This window comes from Staphylococcus lugdunensis, from assembly GCF_001558775.1.
Classification (GTDB): Bacteria; Bacillota; Bacilli; order Staphylococcales; family Staphylococcaceae; genus Staphylococcus; species Staphylococcus lugdunensis.
Genome location: NZ_CP014022.1, coordinates 1,715,905 through 1,734,293, shown reverse-complemented (window position 1 = coordinate 1,734,293; position 18,389 = coordinate 1,715,905). Strand labels below are relative to the sequence as shown.

Here is an 18,389-nt window from a genome sequence, read left to right as displayed (position 1 = left end):
CGTCTAATTTTATGTGATTTTTATGATTTTGCATTATGCTGTTTTCGAGTTCTTGCAAGCAACAATAATCCTCCACCAATAAGTATCATGCCTATTGCTAGTACCGGCCAATAAGTTTTAAGTACCTGACCAGAGGCAGGTAATGATAGCGAGCCATTATCATCAAATAATCCGCTTAAAAAGTTGTCTTGATTATTAATATGACCTAATGATAACCCTTGTGTTGGGTTAGGAATATCGTCGATTTGATCAAGTACGCTTCGATGTCGTTGTGCATCTGCATGAAGTCGATCAAGTAAGGAAGGTCGATTTTTAATTGGCGCTAAAATATCATCTGCTTGATATTGTGCTTGATCGAGTCTATGTTTCAATTGTAATAAATCATCTGCTTTGCCATTAAGTGCACTTTTCACTAATTGCAATACGTCTTTTTTATCTTTACTTACACGAGAAATGACATCTGCTAAAAGTCGTGCTTTTTCCTCGTTGATTTTAGTGGCTAAAATCGTTTTAATTGCTTCTTTCTGATTGGTTGACTGATCTAATATACTTTGCAAAATATCATCTGCATTGGCTTTACCATTAAGTCCAAATTCCTTTTTCAATTGTTGAACTAATGCTTTATTAGATAATTTTGCATTTGTTAAACGTTGAGCCGCTTTCTTGGCTTCTTCCGGGCTTAGTTTCATGCCTAAAATGGTTTCGATAAGGTGTGATTTGTCTTTTGTTTGATCAAACATTGATGCTAATATGTCGTCACTTGATGTTAAAGCTAGTTTATCAATATGCTGCAACAATTGGTCTGCAATCTCTTTGTCTGTTTTCCCTTTAACTGACATATTTTTTAATATTTGTTGTGCCTCGTTCGGGCTAAAAATAGTTGTAACAATATCTTTAACTACAGCTTCTTTATCTTCTGCCTGAGCTAAATCATTTTGTATGATTTGGCGATTAGCAGTAGTCTTGTTTGCTGCACGCTCAATATCAGTTATGATTTGTTTTTTCTTATCTTGAGCAATATCAACTCTGTTAGCGACATTTTCTTTCAATGTCGCTAATTGATTAAGTCGTTTATCAGCATAATCTTTATTGTTATGATGATTATCATTTTGAACTTTAGTAACAGCAGCTTCAATTTTTTCCGTTGGTGTTAACTGTTTGTCTAATTTTTCCATCAGATGAGTGCTGTTTGTATCTTGTTTAGATGCAGCTGAATCTATTGCTTTATCAGCCCGTGTTGAATGATTCGCATCACGATGTTGTGGCTTCAATTGATCCTCATTCTTTTCGTGTGATTTTACTGTTGGAGTTTGCTGTTGATTACTTTTTGTTTCTTTATTATTTGGCTCGGTTTGTTCCTTGTCATCTTTAGTTACAGCACTATCAGCTTGTTTAACATGATCTTTAATATGCGCTAAATCATCTAGCACTGTTGTTGATTTTTGGTCATTTTGACGTTCTTTATCTTGCACCTTTGATGCATCGTACTGTTCGTTGTCTTTAGTTCCACGTTGTGCCTCAGACGCTTTTGGTGTATCGGTAATATCCTTATCAACAACTGCATTTAAATTAGCTAAAATTTTATCTAACTCAGCAGTAATATCTGTCGTTGTAGTTGATTGTGCTGAATGCTTTGTATCTTGTGACGAAGTGTTATCCGCTTCGCTACTGTCCTCACGCGCTTGATTTTCATCTGTTGCATCAGCGACAATTTGTTTAATTTCTTGACGTGAAGTAGCCTCATCTAGCTGTTTCTCAAATTGTTTACGAACGCTATCGTTTAATGCATTTAATTCATTTATATCTTGTTTAGCATCACTAATCCACTGTGATATTTTATGATGATTTTCATCTATACTTTGATTTTCTGCGGTTTCAGCGTGAACATTCTCTATTGAACTATAATTCACAAACACACTACTTATAAGCAATGCAGAACATGATAGTTTAATATAGGTGCCGAATGGTTGTCTTCCTTGTGATGATTTGAATAACCTCATTTATGTCACCCTTTTTCTAATATTCCTTGACAATTTATAACTATTTATAGCTATGTTATACACGATTGGTTGATAATTATCAACTTTATTTTACACACGAGTCACTCTTTTTTGCAACAGATGCACTTATTACACAAATTCTATCATTTCATAATTTTAGTTAATTAAATTTTACAAATTTACAAACACTTCATATTCACGCATTTTTTATGTGCTTTTAGGGAATATGTATATTGCTTAAAATTAGTACCTCAAGCATTCCATAGTCTTTGATAAGGGGGCTTTCTATGTTTATTATCTCTTTATTGTTAATCGTTATCGGTATAACGCTAATGATATTAAGTTGGCTAATTTCGCATCGAACAACGTCGGTAGACTTAAGAGAAAAGCTTTATTTACCTGGCTTATGTGTTTGTCTTATCGGTTGCTTGTGTCTTATTGGATTCTTGATTAATCACTCTTTTTAACAAGGTAAAGTGATCAGTTACATACATAAAGATAGGAACATATACTGCTAAAACAGAGTATTTAATGTTTCTATTTTTATAATTTAAATAAAAAAGATACCGGAAACATCGTTATTGACACTTTAATGAAATAAGCATAAAATATCAGTATAATTTTTATACCTAGGTGGTGTTCATATTGAAAGTAGAATTAGGTTTAACATCATTCGCTGATAACAGTGACATCTATATGCCAGATGGTAAACAGGAAAAAATCAGCAATGCCCGACGCATACGTAATATTGTAGAAGAAATAAAGTTAGCTGATCAATTAGGTTTAGATATCTATGGATTAGGGGAACACCATAGAGAGGATTACGCCGTTTCAGATCCAGTAACGGTGTTAGCCGCTGCTGCTGCTACCACATCACATATTCGCTTATCATCAGCAGTAACCGTCCTTTCATCTGATGACCCTGTACGTGTTTATGAACGTTTTTCAACATTAGATGCTGTATCAAATGGACGTGCTGAAATCATGATTGGCCGAGGTTCATTTATTGAATCCTTTCCGCTGTTTGGTTATAACCTTAATGATTATGAGGATCTTTTTAATGAAAAGTTGCAATTATTGTTAAAAATTAACCAGCAACCCGTGATTAGCTGGAAAGGAACTTTACGTCCCAGCATTGATGAAACAGGTATTTATCCGCGTGCTGAACATGGACCAATACCAATTTCTATCGCGACTGGTGGCACACCTGAATCATCATTGCGTGCTGGTGCATTCGGCTTACCTATTACGTATGCCATCATTGGAGGTAATCCACGTCGTTTCAAACGACATATCGAAATTTATAAATCTGTGGCACGTTCATACGGACACAATCCTGAGAAATTACCTATTGCTGTACATTCTTGGGGCTATATTGCTGAAACAGATGAAGATGCTAGAAGAGAATTTTTCCCATCTTTAAAAGCACATCAAGATGTATTAGGACAAGAACGCGGTTGGCCCGAGTTTGATGAGAATGCGTTCGAAAGAGAAATCGGGCCACAAGGTGCCATTTATCTTGGAAGCCCTGAAACCGTAGCACAAAAAATAATTGAGACGATTGAAACATTAGGTTTATCACGCTTTATGATCCACACACCCGTAGGCTCTATGCCACATGAAAACACAATGAAGTCTATTCGTTTATTTGGCGAACGTGTCAAACCTATTGTAGATAAATATTTTGAAGATAAGTAGGAGGAATTTTAAATGATATTAAGATACGTCACAAATGTTAAAATTGCGAAAGAATTATTTGAGGCTTCAAAGCCAAAATTAAAAGGTGATCAAGAAATGAAAGATACATTCAATAATGTCTTTGGTCTTGATGAAAAACTTGTCCCATTAGTAGGTGGATTAGAAGCTGCTAGTGCAACATTATTTTCTGTAAGTTTTTTAAACAAAAACATTTCACGCCTTGCTTCTTTAACAACTATTGGCGTGTTAGGTGTAGCCGCTTATAAACACTTTGAAGCAGGCCACGGTAAAGCAGGCGCACAACATGCTTTAGATTTATTAGGACTTGCAACTTTAAGTCTCTTAGATACTTTTGACGGTAAACGTCGTTAAACATAGTTCAAATAGTTAGAAAAATGAAGCGAGTCTGGTACATCATTATGTTCTAGGCTATGAACTAAATATTGGCAGTAGTTGACTGGATTGAAAATACGCTGATACCAAGCTTTATCAATCCTAGTCAACCTTACCGCGGGCGGGACTACGAATTCATAATGAATGCTGTCCCGTTATTATTTTTTAAGACTGTGATAAAAATTGTGCAAATGTCTGTGGTGTGTCATTCACAAGCTTTTGATAATCATCAGCATGTTGATCTAATAAGCCTCTAGCAGCTGCATCATACATTGAAGCTAATAACGCTCCAAATCCTTTTGGTTCATCATACATAGAAGCAAACGTATCTAACGAGACAGGCGCATAGTTGATTGTACTACCAGCTGCTTCTGAAAGTATTGTGGCTAGTTCTGGCATACTATAACTATGCCCTGATAATAAATACCGTCCACCCCATGCCTCTGGTTGTTGCAAGATAGCAATCACACCTTTAGCTATATCGTGACGCGAAATATAATTAATACGGCCATCACCCACTGGATAAATAAGCTTTTTCATTTTTACTAATTCAGGTAAGTACGGTTTCAATGGGTCCATATACATCGCCATGCGAATATACGTGTAGTTAAGACGGCTAGAAGCTAGTAAGCGTTCTGCATAGGCAAAATATGGACTCATATGGAATGGATTATTGTGCTGATCTGCATAAAAACCAATATAAAATATCTGTTTCACTTGTGCCTTTTGTGCTGCTTGCACTAAGTTTTCAACTTCTGGCAATCGTTTAAATGACGGATGAATAATACTTGGAATGAAGATAACTAAATCTATGTGTTCAAACGCTTGTGTCATACTTTCTACATCAAAATAATCTAATTGACGAATTGACACATTGTCCTTCCAGTGAGTTGGTACTTTCTCTAAATTTCTAACACCTATATTAAAATCTTTGATACGTGCTTTTATTGCTAATTCAGTAATATGAGTCCCTAAATGTCCCGTTGCTCCAGTAAGTAAGATTTTCATCTGATATGCCCCTTTTTTCAAAATTTATGAACTACACTTGCGAATCTTTTATAATATTAAAATCATAGTTATGGTCCTAGTTTACCTTTGTATAAGCTTATAATTCAATTTATAAATCATGATGTAATTGTTATTTATATCCAAATATATTAGCAACATTTTGTTTTGGATGTGACAAAATTGTAAGTCAATTGAGAGCTCATATTAAGGAGACTTTATTCCAGCTGTGGTAATTTAGTAACATACACAAAGAAGTAACGATTCCGTTTTAAGTCATAAATAATTACTATTATTTCTTTGCTGTATAGCTTGATTGAAGGACGCCTATTCTAAAGCCAGTAACGAATGTGCATGATAATATGTCGTTCTTGTTTCCATTAACATGTCTAGTCTGCTATTTCCACCTATGAGAAATCTCAACCGTCACTTTACATTTTTTGGTTTTCAAATACTTCCATAGAATCACTTATTAATAACAGTTCACTTACTTCACATTAATTTACTATCAACACCACTGATGTTGCATATTTCACAACACGAATGATTAAACTCAGCATCTATTTGGAAGATAACGACAAACATTGAATTGACAGCTTAATTTGGTTAAAATTTAACAGCTATGAATTATGAAAATAATTCGAGATATCTACATTAATACAACTATAACTTAACTTTAAGTATATCTATTCCGCATGATAGATAATTAGTGAAAAACATCTAAGCATCAACACCTTAAGCTGTCATTCATCCTTTCTAAACGTCATATTCGTATGTCTGACATCATGACTATTTTATGACTTAAATTTATGTAATGATTCACACAAACATCAAAGACGCGCAAATTATTTGAAGCTGTATCGCATGATATTTTGTTCCATATCCATAAGTAAACTGAGCAAAATTTGTTTATATGGAAAAGTATTTCACCTCTTAAACAATACACTTCATCTAAGGTAAGTACATTCTCATGGCTTTATAATAGGCTAATTTCATCAAAAAAGAGGAGAGACATCGCTAAATGTCTCAACCTCATAACTAACACATTTACTGTTGTTGGCTTGCTAAAAATCTCTTTGTTTATATAACCTAGTATGTGATTTGTCGATATAATACAACAAGCACGCAGCTGGGTTCCCTACACAAGTACCTCGTCAGCTTTCCCTAATTTAGCTAACGGGGTACTTTTATGGTCATAAATAGCTTTACTGCACGCATAATGTTAATTACAAATAAGATTCCCAGGAGAATAAATAGTATAAATGCTATAACGGGAGCTATTACCTGTATAATCTCTATGTATTCTGGCACTACCATTGCAGAAACAAAAAGAAACGCACCAGAACCTGGAATTCCAAATATGCATAGTAAGCATGCAATATGATTAAAAAAAGCATATTTTGCATGATATTTGATAGTGTCTTCCATCATAATCCACATCACAACGGGTAAAATAACTGGTGCGAAGAAGATGCTTAAATATGCAATTGCAGATAATATATTATCATTTTTACTACCTATTTGATGAGGTTTTATCGTAACCATGTGTGTTCTCCTTCTCAATATGATTTTAGTCAATAACAACACGCTTTTCTTCTTAAATGATCGTTTTAATAAACTGTATCATTTCGCTTACATATTGTCCTCTTATTTTAACATTATACTAAATCTTTCACTAAAAAAGCCAAGATAACTTATATTGCACATTTTGCCAATAATAAAATTATATTATACAAAATTTTGTGTATCTATAAATAACTGTCAAGATTTATCTTTTATTATCTACAAATAACACTAAACTCATATTTTTTTATTACAGTCAATATTAACATTTATTATCATTTTATGTTATGTTGAGCTTAAAGGTTGGTGAAATAGTGACTTCTACTGAAAATCGATTATATAAAAATGAAAATCAATGCAATAAACGCAAACATCGCAAAAGTTTCAAGTCATTGATTGACGCAGTGTTACTGTATATACCAGAAATTTTCGGTTTATGCTTTCGCTCAATTAAATGGTTAATGTCACGATTATAACGCCATTTTAGGCTTCAAGTTGTCTAACAACAGATATCTCGGAGTCTATTTTTTAATAATTAAAAGACAAATATTTATGTCATTTTGACTAATATACTTGTCAAAATGACAAAGATGTTGTATTGTGACATTAAGGAGTTGATGTCTATTGCGCAATCGCCTGAAAGAACTGCGTGCTCGAGATGGTTATAATCAAACGCAACTTGCAAAGAAAGCAGGGATTTCTAGACAAACCGTTTCTTTAATAGAACGTAATGATTTTACACCATCTATCTTGACCGCTATGAAAATCGCACGGATTTTTGGAGAATCTGTAGAAGATGTCTTCATCATTGAGGAGGAAGATTTATGAAAGTAGGCCGTTATATATTCTTTATAATCATTGGTGGTATCATCGGTGGCTTAATTGGTAGCAATATAGAACGTGTTGGCACGTTTATTGCTTCAACAAATTTCTCTGGTAGTCGCCTGAACCTTATTATATGCGTAAGTACTTCGTTACTTATTTTGGCATTAATGCTATATCAATGGTATGTACAACAACGTTCATTAAAGTATAAATATATGATTTCAAATGTTGATGACGGCAGTGATATAGATCATTATGAGAAGCAAGCAACTTTAGACTATAACAAAGTACACATTATAGCTCATTTACAATTGGCCATTGGTTTTATAGCTATCTTTTTTATTGCTCTAGGCAATGCAGCTCCTAATGAATTTTTTTATGCTCTTATCCCATATTTATTAACTTTAATCCCCTCATTGATGTTAGGCTTCTATTCACGTCGTTTTGATGCTCTACTACCTAAAATAGCCGAAAAACATTACACAGAGAAAGCTTTAGCTTTATTAGATGATGGTGAGCGTCATATTGTATTAATCTCTATGTATAAAAATTATCAAGTAAATCTTGTCCTACTGATAATGGCCATTGTCTTCATCGGTATTTTCTCCATCTACACTGGTTTAAACCAAACACCTGGCTTATTAGCACTCATTGTTATTTTTATTTATAACAGCTTAGGCTATTTAATAAAATTACGACAGTTTTATAAAGCATAAAATAATAGTGTATGACGCTCATTATTAAACATAAAATAGAAAAAGGGAGTGTGTATTAATGACACAGTTGTTAGAAGTTAGCAATCTTAATAAATCATATACCAAGTCTGACTTTAATCTTAGCGATATTTCGTTGTCGATTGCACCAGGTGAAGTATTGGGGCTGATTGGTAAAAATGGCAGTGGTAAATCCACGTTAATTAATACTTTGGTTGGCAATCGTTTTAAAGACTCTGGTGACATTAAATTTTTTGGACAATCTGTTACTGCAAGGAACAACCAATATAAAGAACACATCGGTGTAGTCTTTGATGATTTAAGGGTCCCAAACAAATTGACTTTAACTGACATAGACAAAGTTTTCACAAATATTTATACGACTTGGGATAGCAATAAATTTAAATCGACGCTAAAAGACTTTGATTTACCTACATCAAATGCGATTAAATCTTTCTCTCGCGGTATGCGCATGAAAGCAGCGATCGCCATTGCCTTAGCACATGATAGTCAACTGCTCATCTTGGATGAAGCAACTGCTGGCATGGACGTGTCAGGTCGTGAAGAAGTCATGGAAATCTTACAAGACTACGTTGCTAAAGACTATGGCATTATGATTTCTTCGCATATTTCAGAAGATATTGAAACACTAGCCACAAAGCTTGTATTTATGCGAGACGGGAAAATTGTCTTACATGTAGATAAATCGCATTTACTCTCACATTATGGCATTGTTAATGTGCCGTTAGCAGAATTCAATGTATCCAATGATTATATCATTGCTTCTAGAAAGCGTAACGATCGCATAGAAGCGTTGATTCATGACAGAAACCTAGTTCCTGAAGCTGAACCATTAAAATCAATCGATGATGCCACAAAAATCATTATGAGAGGTGATAAATAATGAAGGGTTTATTATTAAGCAGTTATTATACATCGAAAAAATCATTATTCACATATCTCATCGTTGCTTTGGCCTCAGCTATTATGTTTAGTTTTTTCAATCCAATCATGACATGCTTTTTAGCTATGATTTTCCTTATTTCACCGGTCACTGATAATATTAAACATGAAAAAGATTCACGCTGGATGTACTATGTTTCGACTTTACCTACAGGTCGAGCAACTTATGTTAAAAGTTATTTTGTCTACTATGGAATACTTATCCTGATTGGCCTAATTATGGGTGCTGGCGCATGTTTCATTGTGACGCAAAATATCAATTTAACGCTTATTTCGATACTCGTTGGGATAGGTGGCTCAGGTACATATGCCATTATGTTCCCTTTAACCTTTAAATTTGGACCGGAAAATTCCAATGTCATTATGATTTCAACATCATTCATCGTTATTGGCTTATTTTTCTTCGTGTTCTTTGGATTTGTTATACCATCGCTAAGTGATAGCGGATCATTTGATAGTGTGCTTAGCAATCTAACAACTCTATGGGTGCTTATTATATACGGTATAATAGGATGCGCTCTATTAATCCTTTCTTATATTGCATCATTGCAAATATTTAAACGCCAAGAACTATAACCTTAAATTCTTATATTTAACACAAATGAGCTAGAAATCTACTTTTATTCCACAGATTTCTAGCTCATTTTTAAAATTGCGTAGTATCACTACTTAACATCAAAATTCATCTACGAGATCATTAAAATATGGCATACCACCTTGGGCACCCATACCGGTGACAGCATGGCTTGCTGCTAAATTAGCAAATGTAAGTGCTTGGTCTATATCATATCCTTTTTGTAATCCAACAGCAAACGCGCCGTTAAATGTATCTCCTGCCCCTGTTGTATCTACAACTTGACGCTCAAAACCTGGTATCATCACTTTTATATTACCATTATGATACACTGCCCCTTGGTGTCCGAGCGTCACAATCAATTTGTTAGGAAATTGTTTAAGGGCAGCATCAATATTAGTACCAAACATAGCTGCGCTCTCTGTTTCATTCGGTGTTAAATAGGTTGCTTGGTCAATAACTTCTGCAGTCAAATCTCTATACGGCGCTGGATTTAAAATCGTAATAATATCATGTTCTGCACAATATGTAATGACTTCACTGACAGTATCTTCTGGTATTTCTTGTTGCAGCAGCACAATGTCTCCAGCTTTTATATGCTTTAAAGCCGTGGATACATAGCTTGAAGTCACTTCATTATTCGCTGAGGGTACTACGATAATACTATTATCATTATCACAAAGTGTAATATGTGCCGTTCCTGATGTCGAATCAGCAACAGGCTTTACATAATCTACTCGCACCTTATTGCGCTGTAAATTCTCATAAATCTCTTCTCCTAATTGGTCATCTCCAATACGTCCCACCATATAAACTTGCTCACCCAGACGTGCAGCAGCTACCGCTTGATTAGCTCCTTTACCACCTGGTGTAGTGAAAAAAGACTCTCCTAATATCGTTTCACCTTTTTGTGGTACTCGTTTAGTTGAAACAACTAAATCCATAGACATACTGCCTACAACATAAATACGCTTCATCTATGTTTCCTCCCTGTTGTCTTATTATGATTTAAAACCAAATATCTTTTTAAAATTAAACCAATATACACACAGCCATTTACTTTGTTAATCAGTAAAAACTCACGTAAAAAAGCAGGTACTCAACGCAACCCACCCCGTATAATTGCGTTGAATTCGAGATAAGATTTTAAACAAGTTAGCATGTATACCCAACCTTCAGTTTTGTCTAACATCATCTGGACATCTTGTTCATGGTAAGGATACTCGCGAACACTGACAATTGTCCCTTCTGCACTTGGTTCAAAACATATCTCGCCTTGATATGTTCCCCATTGGAATTTGATTTGTTCATTAGGTATTGTTTCTTTTATAAAAATTTCCATAGTAGCATCATATTCTTTGTATTGTAACTGAATCGTTTTCCCCGTTTCCCAACGTTCTGAGCTTGATGAAAACCAAAATCTTCCAATTTTCGCTGGGTCAACAAAGGCCTCATATGCTTTATCTGGTTCAACATTAATTTGCATCTTTGCATTTAATTCCATGTCAACGATCCTCCTATGGTGTTGTATCATCTTTCTGGTTCAAATCTATAGGTTCAGGCGTAAACAATGTTGCTTCGCTATCTTTAGGATAGTAAAATCCTTGAGGAACTGTTTGCAATTCTAATAAACTTCCCCATGGCGTTTGAATATATACAGTTTGATTTCCTGGTGTATCCTCATAGCGCGTATTCGCATGTGGCTCTGACAAAGGAATGCCACCTGCTTTCTTTACTTTTTCTAAAGCTGCAGGAAAGTCGTCTACATAAAATGAAATATGCGTATAACCCATATCTTGTAATGTAATCGCCGATGCTTGCGATGCATCTTTAAATTCAAACATTTCAATGTTAGGACCGTGACCAAAGACCATCATACGTTTTTTTATAATCTTAGCTCCCTTTTCAATACCTAATACACGTTCAACAAATTGTCCTGCACGTGGTTCATCTGTTAATTTTTGACTATCATAAGCGATTTTACCATCTAATGCCGTTTGAAAAAATGTCGTCGCTTGTTCTATATCGGGTACGGTTAAGCCAATATGATTAATTCCTCTTGTTACAGCCATGATTTTATTCATCTCTCTTTATCTCATTTTCATTTACTTTACCTATTTACCCTAATCATCATCACTGCTATCACAGTCTTATCTTCTTGCAGCTATTGACAACAGAAATTTGATGCTACCATCTATTCCTGCTTATGTTTAAAACGTACCTGCTGTTTAATTTATTGAAATTGGTAACTGTTATGCGCTTTGGCAAAGCCATTCACTGTGTAAATCATCGAACCGCCTTCTGAGTTGTTTTCAATATCATTTGTACAAATGAGTAATTGATTTGTCCCTGGAATAAATTGAGGGTGCGTGGAACGCAGCATTTTCCCTTCATCACGACCGGGCATTAGAATTTGACCAATTGGATAGCCACGGCGATTAAACACAAGTACACGACCTTGGCCATACATGGCTACATATAAATTATCGTCACTGTCAATACAACATGAATCCGGTCCTTCATGCCCAGTAAAATAGTATGGAATTGTCGCGCCAAACGGTGCAATCGTCACACCATCATCTTCAAGCTGTATACGATGCAATCGATTTGTTGTAGTTTCTGTCACCCATAAAATTTTCTCATCCGTACTTAATGCAATTCCATTGGCTACTGAAATATTTTGAATGACAGGTGTGACGGTTTGAAAATCAGGTGAAACATAATAAACACCACCTTGTGGCTGTGTAGAGTATCCTCTAAAATCTGTAAAATAGAATCCACCTTTACTATCGAAAACCATATCATCTATACAATAATCATTACCAATATCCGAAATAATATCTTCAAAGTGTTGACCGTGTGCATCCGTCGCAAAGATGCCACCTGTTGTCTTAAAGTCCCCTAAATAACACGTGAACAAACGGCCATCCTTATGAATTTTTACTGCTGCGGGATTAACTTTAGGCGCTTGAAAAGCCGTACTTAATTTTTTCTTGGCAACATCAACTTTAAATACTCGCCCACCAAAAACTTCACACAAATATAAATCACCTTGCTGATCAAAAATCAAACCTTCTAACTGTAAGCCATCATCCGAAACTTTTAACCAAGGTTCCGCCATTACTGTTTGTAAATCAGCCTCAGAAATAATCGGTACAGCGCTTTTAGAGGCACCAATGTATTTTAATGTAGGAAGTGCTTGTTCACACATGATTTATTCTCCTTTACATCGCAATTTATAGCTCTATCATATTATATGTGATCGTTTTCATCAAAAAAATATCATTCTCCATATCCGTCTGTTGATGTATTTGCGGCTTAATCTATTGAATAATGAATCATATTTGATAAAATATAGTAATGTCTTTTTTAAGAAAATTTGATTATTGTCATTTACTACATTTAACGATATAACTTTTAGAATAAGGAGAATCACAAATTATGGATTATAATGTACTGCTATATTACAAATATACAACCATTGATGACCCTGAAACATTTGCAGCTGAGCACTTAGCATTCTGTAAAACAAACAACTTAAAAGGTAGAATCTTAGTTTCTACTGAAGGTATTAATGGTACGTTATCAGGTACGAAAGAAGATACAGAAAACTATATGGCACATATGCATGCAGACGAACGTTTTGCAGATATGACGTTTAAAATTGATGAAGCTGAAGGGCATGCTTTCAAAAAAATGCATGTGCGACCTCGTAATGAAATTGTTGCGTTAGGTTTAGAAGATGATGTAGATCCTCGTGTAACAACTGGTAAATATTACTCACCAAGCGAATTCAAAAAAGCTTTGGAAGATGATGAAACAATTATTTTGGATGCTCGTAATGATTATGAATTCGATTTAGGGCACTTCCGTGGTGCAATTCGTCCAGATATTACACGTTTCAGAGATTTACCAAATTGGATTCGTGAAAACAAAGACCAATTAGAAGGTAAAAACATCGTAACATATTGTACTGGCGGTATTCGTTGCGAAAAATTCTCTGGTTGGCTAGTCAAAGAAGGCTTTGAAAACGTAGGTCAATTACATGGTGGTATCGCAACTTACGGTAAAGACCCTGAAACAAAAGGTGCGTATTGGGATGGTAAAATGTACGTCTTCGATGAACGTATCAGTGTTGATATCAATCAAATTGAAAAGACCATTATTGGCAAAGAACATTTCGACGGTACGCCTTGCGAACGGTATATCAACTGTGCCAACCCTGAATGTAATAAACAAATTCTGGTTTCCGAGGAAAATGAAGCAAAATATCTTGGCGCTTGTTCTTATGACTGTGCTAAACATGAGCGCAATCGTTATGTTGCTGAACATAATATTAGTGATGAAGCATGGAAACATCGTTTAGAAAATTTTAAAGATGTGCCAGAACGCGCACATGCTTAATTGCAATTCAAAAGAAGGACTCGAAAGATGCTATTTGCGTCTCGAGTCCTTCTTTTATTAATTATGATTACTGTTGTTCATATTTCTTATCTGCTTTTCCTTTTAAAAAGATAGCGCCTGCTGCCAAAATGACTATAAAGATGACAGAACCTATAATACCTGCATACTTAACGATATTACCAAAGATAATACCTACAGCTAAGAAGTCTGTATCTGAAAATGTTGTTGTCGCTAAACCTAAGTCTCCCAAGAAAGGGATAAATAATAATGGCAAGAACGTAATTAATATACCATTCAAGGCCGCACCAGCAACAGCACCTTTAATACCGCCTCGAGCATTACCAAAGACAGCAGATGTTGCACCTAGGAAAAAGTGTGCAACAACACCTGGTAATATGACAATGCCTCCCGTGAAGAATAGAATGAACATGCCAATTACCCCGGTAATAAAACTAACAAAAAATCCTATTAGCACAGCATTTTGTGCATATGGAAAGACAATTGGACAATCCAATGCTGGTTTAGAGCTCGGTACTAGTTTTTCCGAAATACCCTTAAACGCCGGAACAATTTCAGCTAAAATTAAACGTACCCCTGTTAAGATAATAAAAACACCTGCCGCAAAGGTCACACCTTGAATAACTGAAAAGACTATAAAGTTTTGTCCTTGGCTAATATGATCATGCACATAACCTACACCGGCAAATAGACAAGCAATCAAGTATAGCAGTGCCATGGTAATAGAAATACTAATTGTACTTTCTCGTAAAAAACTTAATCCTTTAGGAAATTTAATTTCTTCCGTAGATTTAGATTTCCCTTTAAATAGTTTACCAACCTCACCCGCTGCCCAGTAACTGATTGTTCCAAAATGACCTAATGCAACTTGATCATTTCCAGTTATTTTACGCATAGTAGGTTGTGCTAACGTTGGTAATATGGACATTAATAAGCCTAGTAACACAGCACCAATTGTTACAGTTAAATAACCTTTAATATGACCGACTGTCAATAAAATGGCTAAAAAGGCAGCCATATAAAAGGTATGATGTCCTGTTAAGAAAATATATTTTAAATTTGATATGCGTGCAATCACAATATTAATTAACATACCAAATACCATGATTAACGCAGCTGTTGTCCCATAGTCCTTTAATGCTAATGAAATAATTGCTTCGTTGTTTGGCACGACACCTTGAACACCAAATGCATGTTGGAATATTTTTCCAAAAGGTTCTAATGAATTAGACACAACGCCTGCACCAGCACTTAAAATAAGAAAGCCTAACATTGTTTTAATGGTACCTGTTGTAATCGCTGTGGCTGATTTTTTCTGTACTAACAAACCAATTAACGCAATCAATGCAACTAGAATCGCAGGTTGACTTAAAATATCAACAATAAAATCTAATATGGCATGCATGTGCGTCGCCTCCTTTAAATCATATTTAATGCTTGTAATTTTTGTTGTAATTTTTGTTGCAATTCTTCTTTATCTAAAATATTATCTAGCACTAAGACGTCTCCCAAGCGCTGTGCATTTTCTGCTAAATCGCGTCCACAAATAAATAAATCTGCCATTTCGGGACTTGCAGTCATAATATCACTATGCTCTACTTCGATATCTGCTGGTGCAGCTAAATTTTTCAGTGCTTCTTGTGCATTCATTTCTACCATAAAACTACTACCTAAACCATGTCCGCATACGACTAAAATTTTCATTATTCATCCGTCTCCTTTAATAAATTTAAAATTTCTGCTTTGTCTTGAGTTGCTAATAATTGTTGAACTGTATCTTTATCACCTAACACGCTGGCCAAATCTTGTAATACTGTAAGATGTGACTGCCCATCTACTGCGCTAAGCACAAACACTAATGATGCATAATGTCCTTCCTCCGAAAAGTTAACATGTTCCTTTAATTTAAGTAAGCTTAATCCTACCTCATTCACGTCACCATTTGGTCTAGCATGGGCGATGGCTATTTCGGGCGCAATGACAATATATGGTCCAAATTCATTGACACTATTAATCATGGCATCTACATAACCTTCATTGATAACATTTGCATTTAAGAGTGGCTGTGCCGCTTCATGAATGGCAGTTGACCAGTCTGTGGTAGATGTTTTGACTACTACTTTATCTTCTGTCAATAAATCTAATGTCACCTTGCATTCCTCCTCTCAATCTAAATCGTCGATAAATCTATGAACAACTTCAAGTTGTCCTTCTAAAATATGTTGCCTGTCTTTGTCATTCGTAATCAGTGCACTAAGTTGCCCAAGTGCAGTGAGATGAAAAGTAGGATTTTTTGTTGCCAATACAATAACAATATGCACTGGGTCATAATGTTGATGTCCAAAACGCACGCCATGCTCAAAGTAACACATTGAAAATCCTGCATCTTGAAGCACATGTGCCGTGCCTGCATGAACCAATGCAATATGTGGACTAATCACCATATATGGCCCAAATTTTTCTAACTGTGCAATCATCTCTTCAACATAGTCCTGCGCTACAATACCATCTTGTATTAATGCCGTTGTTGCATGTGCGATGGCTTCATTGCGCTGCATATGCTGTTGACACTTTTGAATGCGATGAATCGGCAACAACTGTCGTAACGTATAACCCTCTTGGTCAAGACGTCGCACCTTTTGTTCACGATGCGTATTGACGATGTGGTTTAATTTTTCTCTTGCCGCTAAGCTAAGAAAAGGATCAACAATAATAACGGGAATCTGTGTTGCCTCACATGGAACTGTTGAAATGATGTAATCTATGCCCCGTGCTAACAATTGACTTTCATCAATTTGATATATCGAGTAAGCATCTAAAATATCAAATTCTGGATAAACATTGCGCAGCTTATTTTTTAATAATTGTGATGTGCCAATGCCTGAACCACACAATAGTACAACTTTAATTTGATCTTGATGCTGGGCAATACGTTCAATACTTGACGCGAAATGAATCACGATAAAGGCAAGTTCATCTACCGTAAATGTAATATCATAGGTCTGTTCTAACAACGTAATTTGGCTCTCAATGATTCCAACAAGCTGATGATATTGTTGATAAATCTCTTCTTGCAATGGATTTTGTTGACTCATTCGATATTTAAGTCGATGAAGTGCTGGTTTCATATGAAGCAATAAGTTATCAAATAACTTGTCATCCTTATGCATGTCAATGCCTATTTCAGCACTGACTTGATAAATAAAACGTCGCAACACAGTTTCTAAACCTTCTTGCGTCCCCCGCATTTCTGCATTTGTCGAAACTTTTGACCCTAATAAATGCAGCGTGATAAAAATTGCTTCTGAATCTGGAAATTTAATATTAAATTGTCCTTCTAAGTTGTCTTTTAACTGTGATGCAATTTGAAACTGATACGTTTGTTTCAATGTTTCAGCTTGTTCGCTTGGCACATCAAATGAAAACTTTCCCTTTAGCCTATGAATAGCGATAAGCACATGATATATCAATCCATCAATCGCACTTTGTACTAGATGATAATCCATTTGTGTCAATGTATGAATCACGGTGTTTCTCACTTTAGTCAATTCTTCATCCGTAAATATATCCAATGTGATGAATGGCGACATTGTTTTAAAATATACTTGAATTCTGTTAGCGTAGGCACTGCGGTAAGCTTCTTCATCCCCTGTAATCATAAAACCTTTATTTTTAATATAGGCTAATTCGAGTTGATATTGTGTTAACCAATGCTGAATCGCTTTCAAATCATTGACAATCGTTCGTCGTGATACAGCCATTGCTTGTGCCAAATCACTTGAAGTCAACGGTTGTGATGTTTCGAATAATTTTAATATGATATTTAATACACGTTCATCTTTTGATAAGTGTACATCCGTATAAATAAGTTCATCATTTTTAGACAACGTCTCTTGTAAATTGTGGATTCTAACTCCATATGATTTGTGTCGTTGTAACGTAAATTGTCTTTCTCGCTGTAGATTCTCAATATGTTCGAGGTCATATTGAATCGTACGTTGAGAGACGTCAAACATGGTTGCTAAATCTGCAATTGTAGTATATTGCTCTGATTTCACTAAAAGGTCAAAAATTTTACTTTGCCGATTATTTAACAATTGTATCAACGCCTCCTTTTATAATTGTAAGCGATTTCTTTAGTGAATAGGTGTGCAACTTATTTCGTTTTAAAATCCGCAAAATTTCATAGCTATAGCATAACATCATTTAACATATTTTCTCTTTATTTTAAAA

The 18,389-nt window shown here is 35.1% G+C and carries 18 protein-coding genes; 7 read left to right on the top strand and 11 right to left on the bottom strand.

Annotated features, from left to right (window positions below):
- Nucleotides 1-20: 20 nt before the first annotated feature.
- Entirely contained in the window at nucleotides 21-2,000 is a 1,980-nt protein-coding gene (locus AL499_RS08160; protein ID WP_037540924.1) for a GA module-containing protein, read from the bottom strand.
- Between the two features lie 645 nt (nucleotides 2,001-2,645).
- Here AL499_RS08160 and AL499_RS08155 point away from each other — a divergent pair.
- A complete protein-coding gene (locus AL499_RS08155) occupies nucleotides 2,646-3,698 on the top strand; it encodes an LLM class flavin-dependent oxidoreductase (protein ID WP_002492426.1) in 1,053 nt (350 codons plus the stop codon).
- Between the two features lie 12 nt (nucleotides 3,699-3,710).
- Nucleotides 3,711-4,070 (top strand): hypothetical protein, encoded by a 360-nt coding sequence (locus AL499_RS08150; RefSeq protein WP_002492563.1) that lies wholly within the window; start codon nucleotides 3,711-3,713, stop codon nucleotides 4,068-4,070.
- Between the two features lie 186 nt (nucleotides 4,071-4,256).
- On the opposite strand, the gene AL499_RS08145 is transcribed toward AL499_RS08150, so the two are convergent.
- Nucleotides 4,257-5,099, bottom strand: a complete 843-nt coding sequence (locus AL499_RS08145) for an SDR family oxidoreductase (protein ID WP_002460656.1) — start codon at nucleotides 5,097-5,099, stop codon at nucleotides 4,257-4,259.
- Nucleotides 5,100-6,269: 1,170 nt separating this feature from the next.
- Nucleotides 6,270-6,641, bottom strand: coding sequence for a hypothetical protein (locus tag AL499_RS08140; protein WP_002478990.1), 372 nt, complete (start codon nucleotides 6,639-6,641; stop codon nucleotides 6,270-6,272).
- A gap of 642 nt (nucleotides 6,642-7,283) precedes the next feature.
- Between AL499_RS08140 and AL499_RS08135 the strand changes: the two genes are divergently transcribed.
- The 4 genes from AL499_RS08135 to AL499_RS08120 are packed head-to-tail and all read left to right on the top strand — an operon-like array spanning nucleotide 7,284 to nucleotide 9,736.
- Nucleotides 7,284-7,487 (top strand): helix-turn-helix transcriptional regulator, encoded by a 204-nt coding sequence (locus AL499_RS08135; protein WP_002460658.1) that lies wholly within the window; start codon nucleotides 7,284-7,286, stop codon nucleotides 7,485-7,487.
- A complete protein-coding gene (locus tag AL499_RS08130; RefSeq protein ID WP_002492438.1) occupies nucleotides 7,484-8,200 on the top strand; it encodes a DUF3169 family protein in 717 nt (238 codons plus the stop codon). Before AL499_RS08135 ends, AL499_RS08130 begins: the two co-directional genes overlap by 4 nt.
- A gap of 58 nt (nucleotides 8,201-8,258) precedes the next feature.
- A complete protein-coding gene (locus AL499_RS08125; RefSeq protein WP_002460661.1) occupies nucleotides 8,259-9,101 on the top strand; it encodes an ABC transporter ATP-binding protein in 843 nt (280 codons plus the stop codon).
- Complete coding sequence (locus tag AL499_RS08120; RefSeq protein ID WP_002460663.1) at nucleotides 9,101-9,736, top strand: ABC-2 transporter permease; 636 nt, start codon at nucleotides 9,101-9,103, stop codon at nucleotides 9,734-9,736. The genes AL499_RS08125 and AL499_RS08120 overlap by 1 nt, the downstream gene beginning before the upstream one ends.
- A 99-nt stretch (nucleotides 9,737-9,835) precedes the next feature.
- On the opposite strand, the gene rbsK is transcribed toward AL499_RS08120, so the two are convergent.
- The 4 genes from rbsK to AL499_RS08100 all read right to left on the bottom strand — a co-directional run bounded on the left by rbsK (nucleotide 9,836) and on the right by AL499_RS08100 (nucleotide 12,945).
- Nucleotides 9,836-10,711, bottom strand: coding sequence for a ribokinase (gene rbsK / locus AL499_RS08115; protein WP_002492500.1), 876 nt, complete (start codon nucleotides 10,709-10,711; stop codon nucleotides 9,836-9,838).
- A gap of 122 nt (nucleotides 10,712-10,833) precedes the next feature.
- On the bottom strand, nucleotides 10,834-11,238 hold the full coding sequence (locus AL499_RS08110) for an SRPBCC domain-containing protein (protein ID WP_002492459.1): 405 nt from the start codon (nucleotides 11,236-11,238) through the stop codon (nucleotides 10,834-10,836).
- Nucleotides 11,239-11,251: 13 nt separating this feature from the next.
- Complete coding sequence (locus AL499_RS08105; protein ID WP_002478995.1) at nucleotides 11,252-11,818, bottom strand: VOC family protein; 567 nt, start codon at nucleotides 11,816-11,818, stop codon at nucleotides 11,252-11,254.
- A gap of 149 nt (nucleotides 11,819-11,967) precedes the next feature.
- A complete protein-coding gene (locus AL499_RS08100; RefSeq protein ID WP_002492574.1) occupies nucleotides 11,968-12,945 on the bottom strand; it encodes an SMP-30/gluconolactonase/LRE family protein in 978 nt (325 codons plus the stop codon).
- Nucleotides 12,946-13,175: 230 nt separating this feature from the next.
- On the opposite strand from AL499_RS08100, the gene trhO reads away from it, so the two are divergent.
- On the top strand, nucleotides 13,176-14,138 hold the full coding sequence (trhO, locus tag AL499_RS08095; protein WP_002492567.1) for an oxygen-dependent tRNA uridine(34) hydroxylase TrhO: 963 nt from the start codon (nucleotides 13,176-13,178) through the stop codon (nucleotides 14,136-14,138).
- Between the two features lie 67 nt (nucleotides 14,139-14,205).
- On the opposite strand, the gene AL499_RS08090 is transcribed toward trhO, so the two are convergent.
- The 4 genes from AL499_RS08090 to AL499_RS08075 are packed head-to-tail and all read right to left on the bottom strand — an operon-like array spanning nucleotide 14,206 to nucleotide 18,253.
- Nucleotides 14,206-15,561, bottom strand: a complete 1,356-nt coding sequence (locus AL499_RS08090; protein ID WP_002492448.1) for a PTS ascorbate transporter subunit IIC — start codon at nucleotides 15,559-15,561, stop codon at nucleotides 14,206-14,208.
- A 14-nt stretch (nucleotides 15,562-15,575) separates the two neighbouring features.
- Nucleotides 15,576-15,860, bottom strand: a complete 285-nt coding sequence (locus tag AL499_RS08085; protein WP_002460675.1) for a PTS sugar transporter subunit IIB — start codon at nucleotides 15,858-15,860, stop codon at nucleotides 15,576-15,578.
- Nucleotides 15,860-16,306 carry a PTS sugar transporter subunit IIA gene (locus AL499_RS08080; protein WP_002460676.1) on the bottom strand — a complete coding sequence of 149 codons (447 nt, stop codon included), beginning with the start codon at nucleotides 16,304-16,306 and terminating at the stop codon, nucleotides 15,860-15,862. The genes AL499_RS08085 and AL499_RS08080 overlap by 1 nt, the downstream gene beginning before the upstream one ends.
- Before the next feature lie 15 nt (nucleotides 16,307-16,321).
- On the bottom strand, nucleotides 16,322-18,253 hold the full coding sequence (locus AL499_RS08075; RefSeq protein WP_002492561.1) for a BglG family transcription antiterminator: 1,932 nt from the start codon (nucleotides 18,251-18,253) through the stop codon (nucleotides 16,322-16,324).
- Between the last annotated feature and the right edge of the window lie 136 nt (nucleotides 18,254-18,389).

Coding starts and splice junctions, on each gene's coding strand:
- AL499_RS08160 (WP_037540924.1), bottom strand. CDS start 2,000: ATGAGGTTATTCAAATCATCACAAGGAAGACAACCATTCGGCACCTAT.
- AL499_RS08150 (WP_002492563.1), top strand. CDS start 3,711: ATGATATTAAGATACGTCACAAATGTTAAAATTGCGAAAGAATTATTT.
- AL499_RS08145 (WP_002460656.1), bottom strand. CDS start 5,099: ATGAAAATCTTACTTACTGGAGCAACGGGACATTTAGGGACTCATATT.
- AL499_RS08140 (WP_002478990.1), bottom strand. CDS start 6,641: ATGGTTACGATAAAACCTCATCAAATAGGTAGTAAAAATGATAATATA.
- AL499_RS08130 (WP_002492438.1), top strand. CDS start 7,484: ATGAAAGTAGGCCGTTATATATTCTTTATAATCATTGGTGGTATCATC.
- AL499_RS08125 (WP_002460661.1), top strand. CDS start 8,259: ATGACACAGTTGTTAGAAGTTAGCAATCTTAATAAATCATATACCAAG.
- AL499_RS08120 (WP_002460663.1), top strand. CDS start 9,101: ATGAAGGGTTTATTATTAAGCAGTTATTATACATCGAAAAAATCATTA.
- rbsK (WP_002492500.1), bottom strand. CDS start 10,711: ATGAAGCGTATTTATGTTGTAGGCAGTATGTCTATGGATTTAGTTGTT.
- AL499_RS08110 (WP_002492459.1), bottom strand. CDS start 11,238: ATGGAATTAAATGCAAAGATGCAAATTAATGTTGAACCAGATAAAGCA.
- AL499_RS08105 (WP_002478995.1), bottom strand. CDS start 11,818: ATGAATAAAATCATGGCTGTAACAAGAGGAATTAATCATATTGGCTTA.
- AL499_RS08100 (WP_002492574.1), bottom strand. CDS start 12,945: ATGTGTGAACAAGCACTTCCTACATTAAAATACATTGGTGCCTCTAAA.
- trhO (WP_002492567.1), top strand. CDS start 13,176: ATGGATTATAATGTACTGCTATATTACAAATATACAACCATTGATGAC.
- AL499_RS08090 (WP_002492448.1), bottom strand. CDS start 15,561: ATGCATGCCATATTAGATTTTATTGTTGATATTTTAAGTCAACCTGCG.
- AL499_RS08085 (WP_002460675.1), bottom strand. CDS start 15,860: ATGAAAATTTTAGTCGTATGCGGACATGGTTTAGGTAGTAGTTTTATG.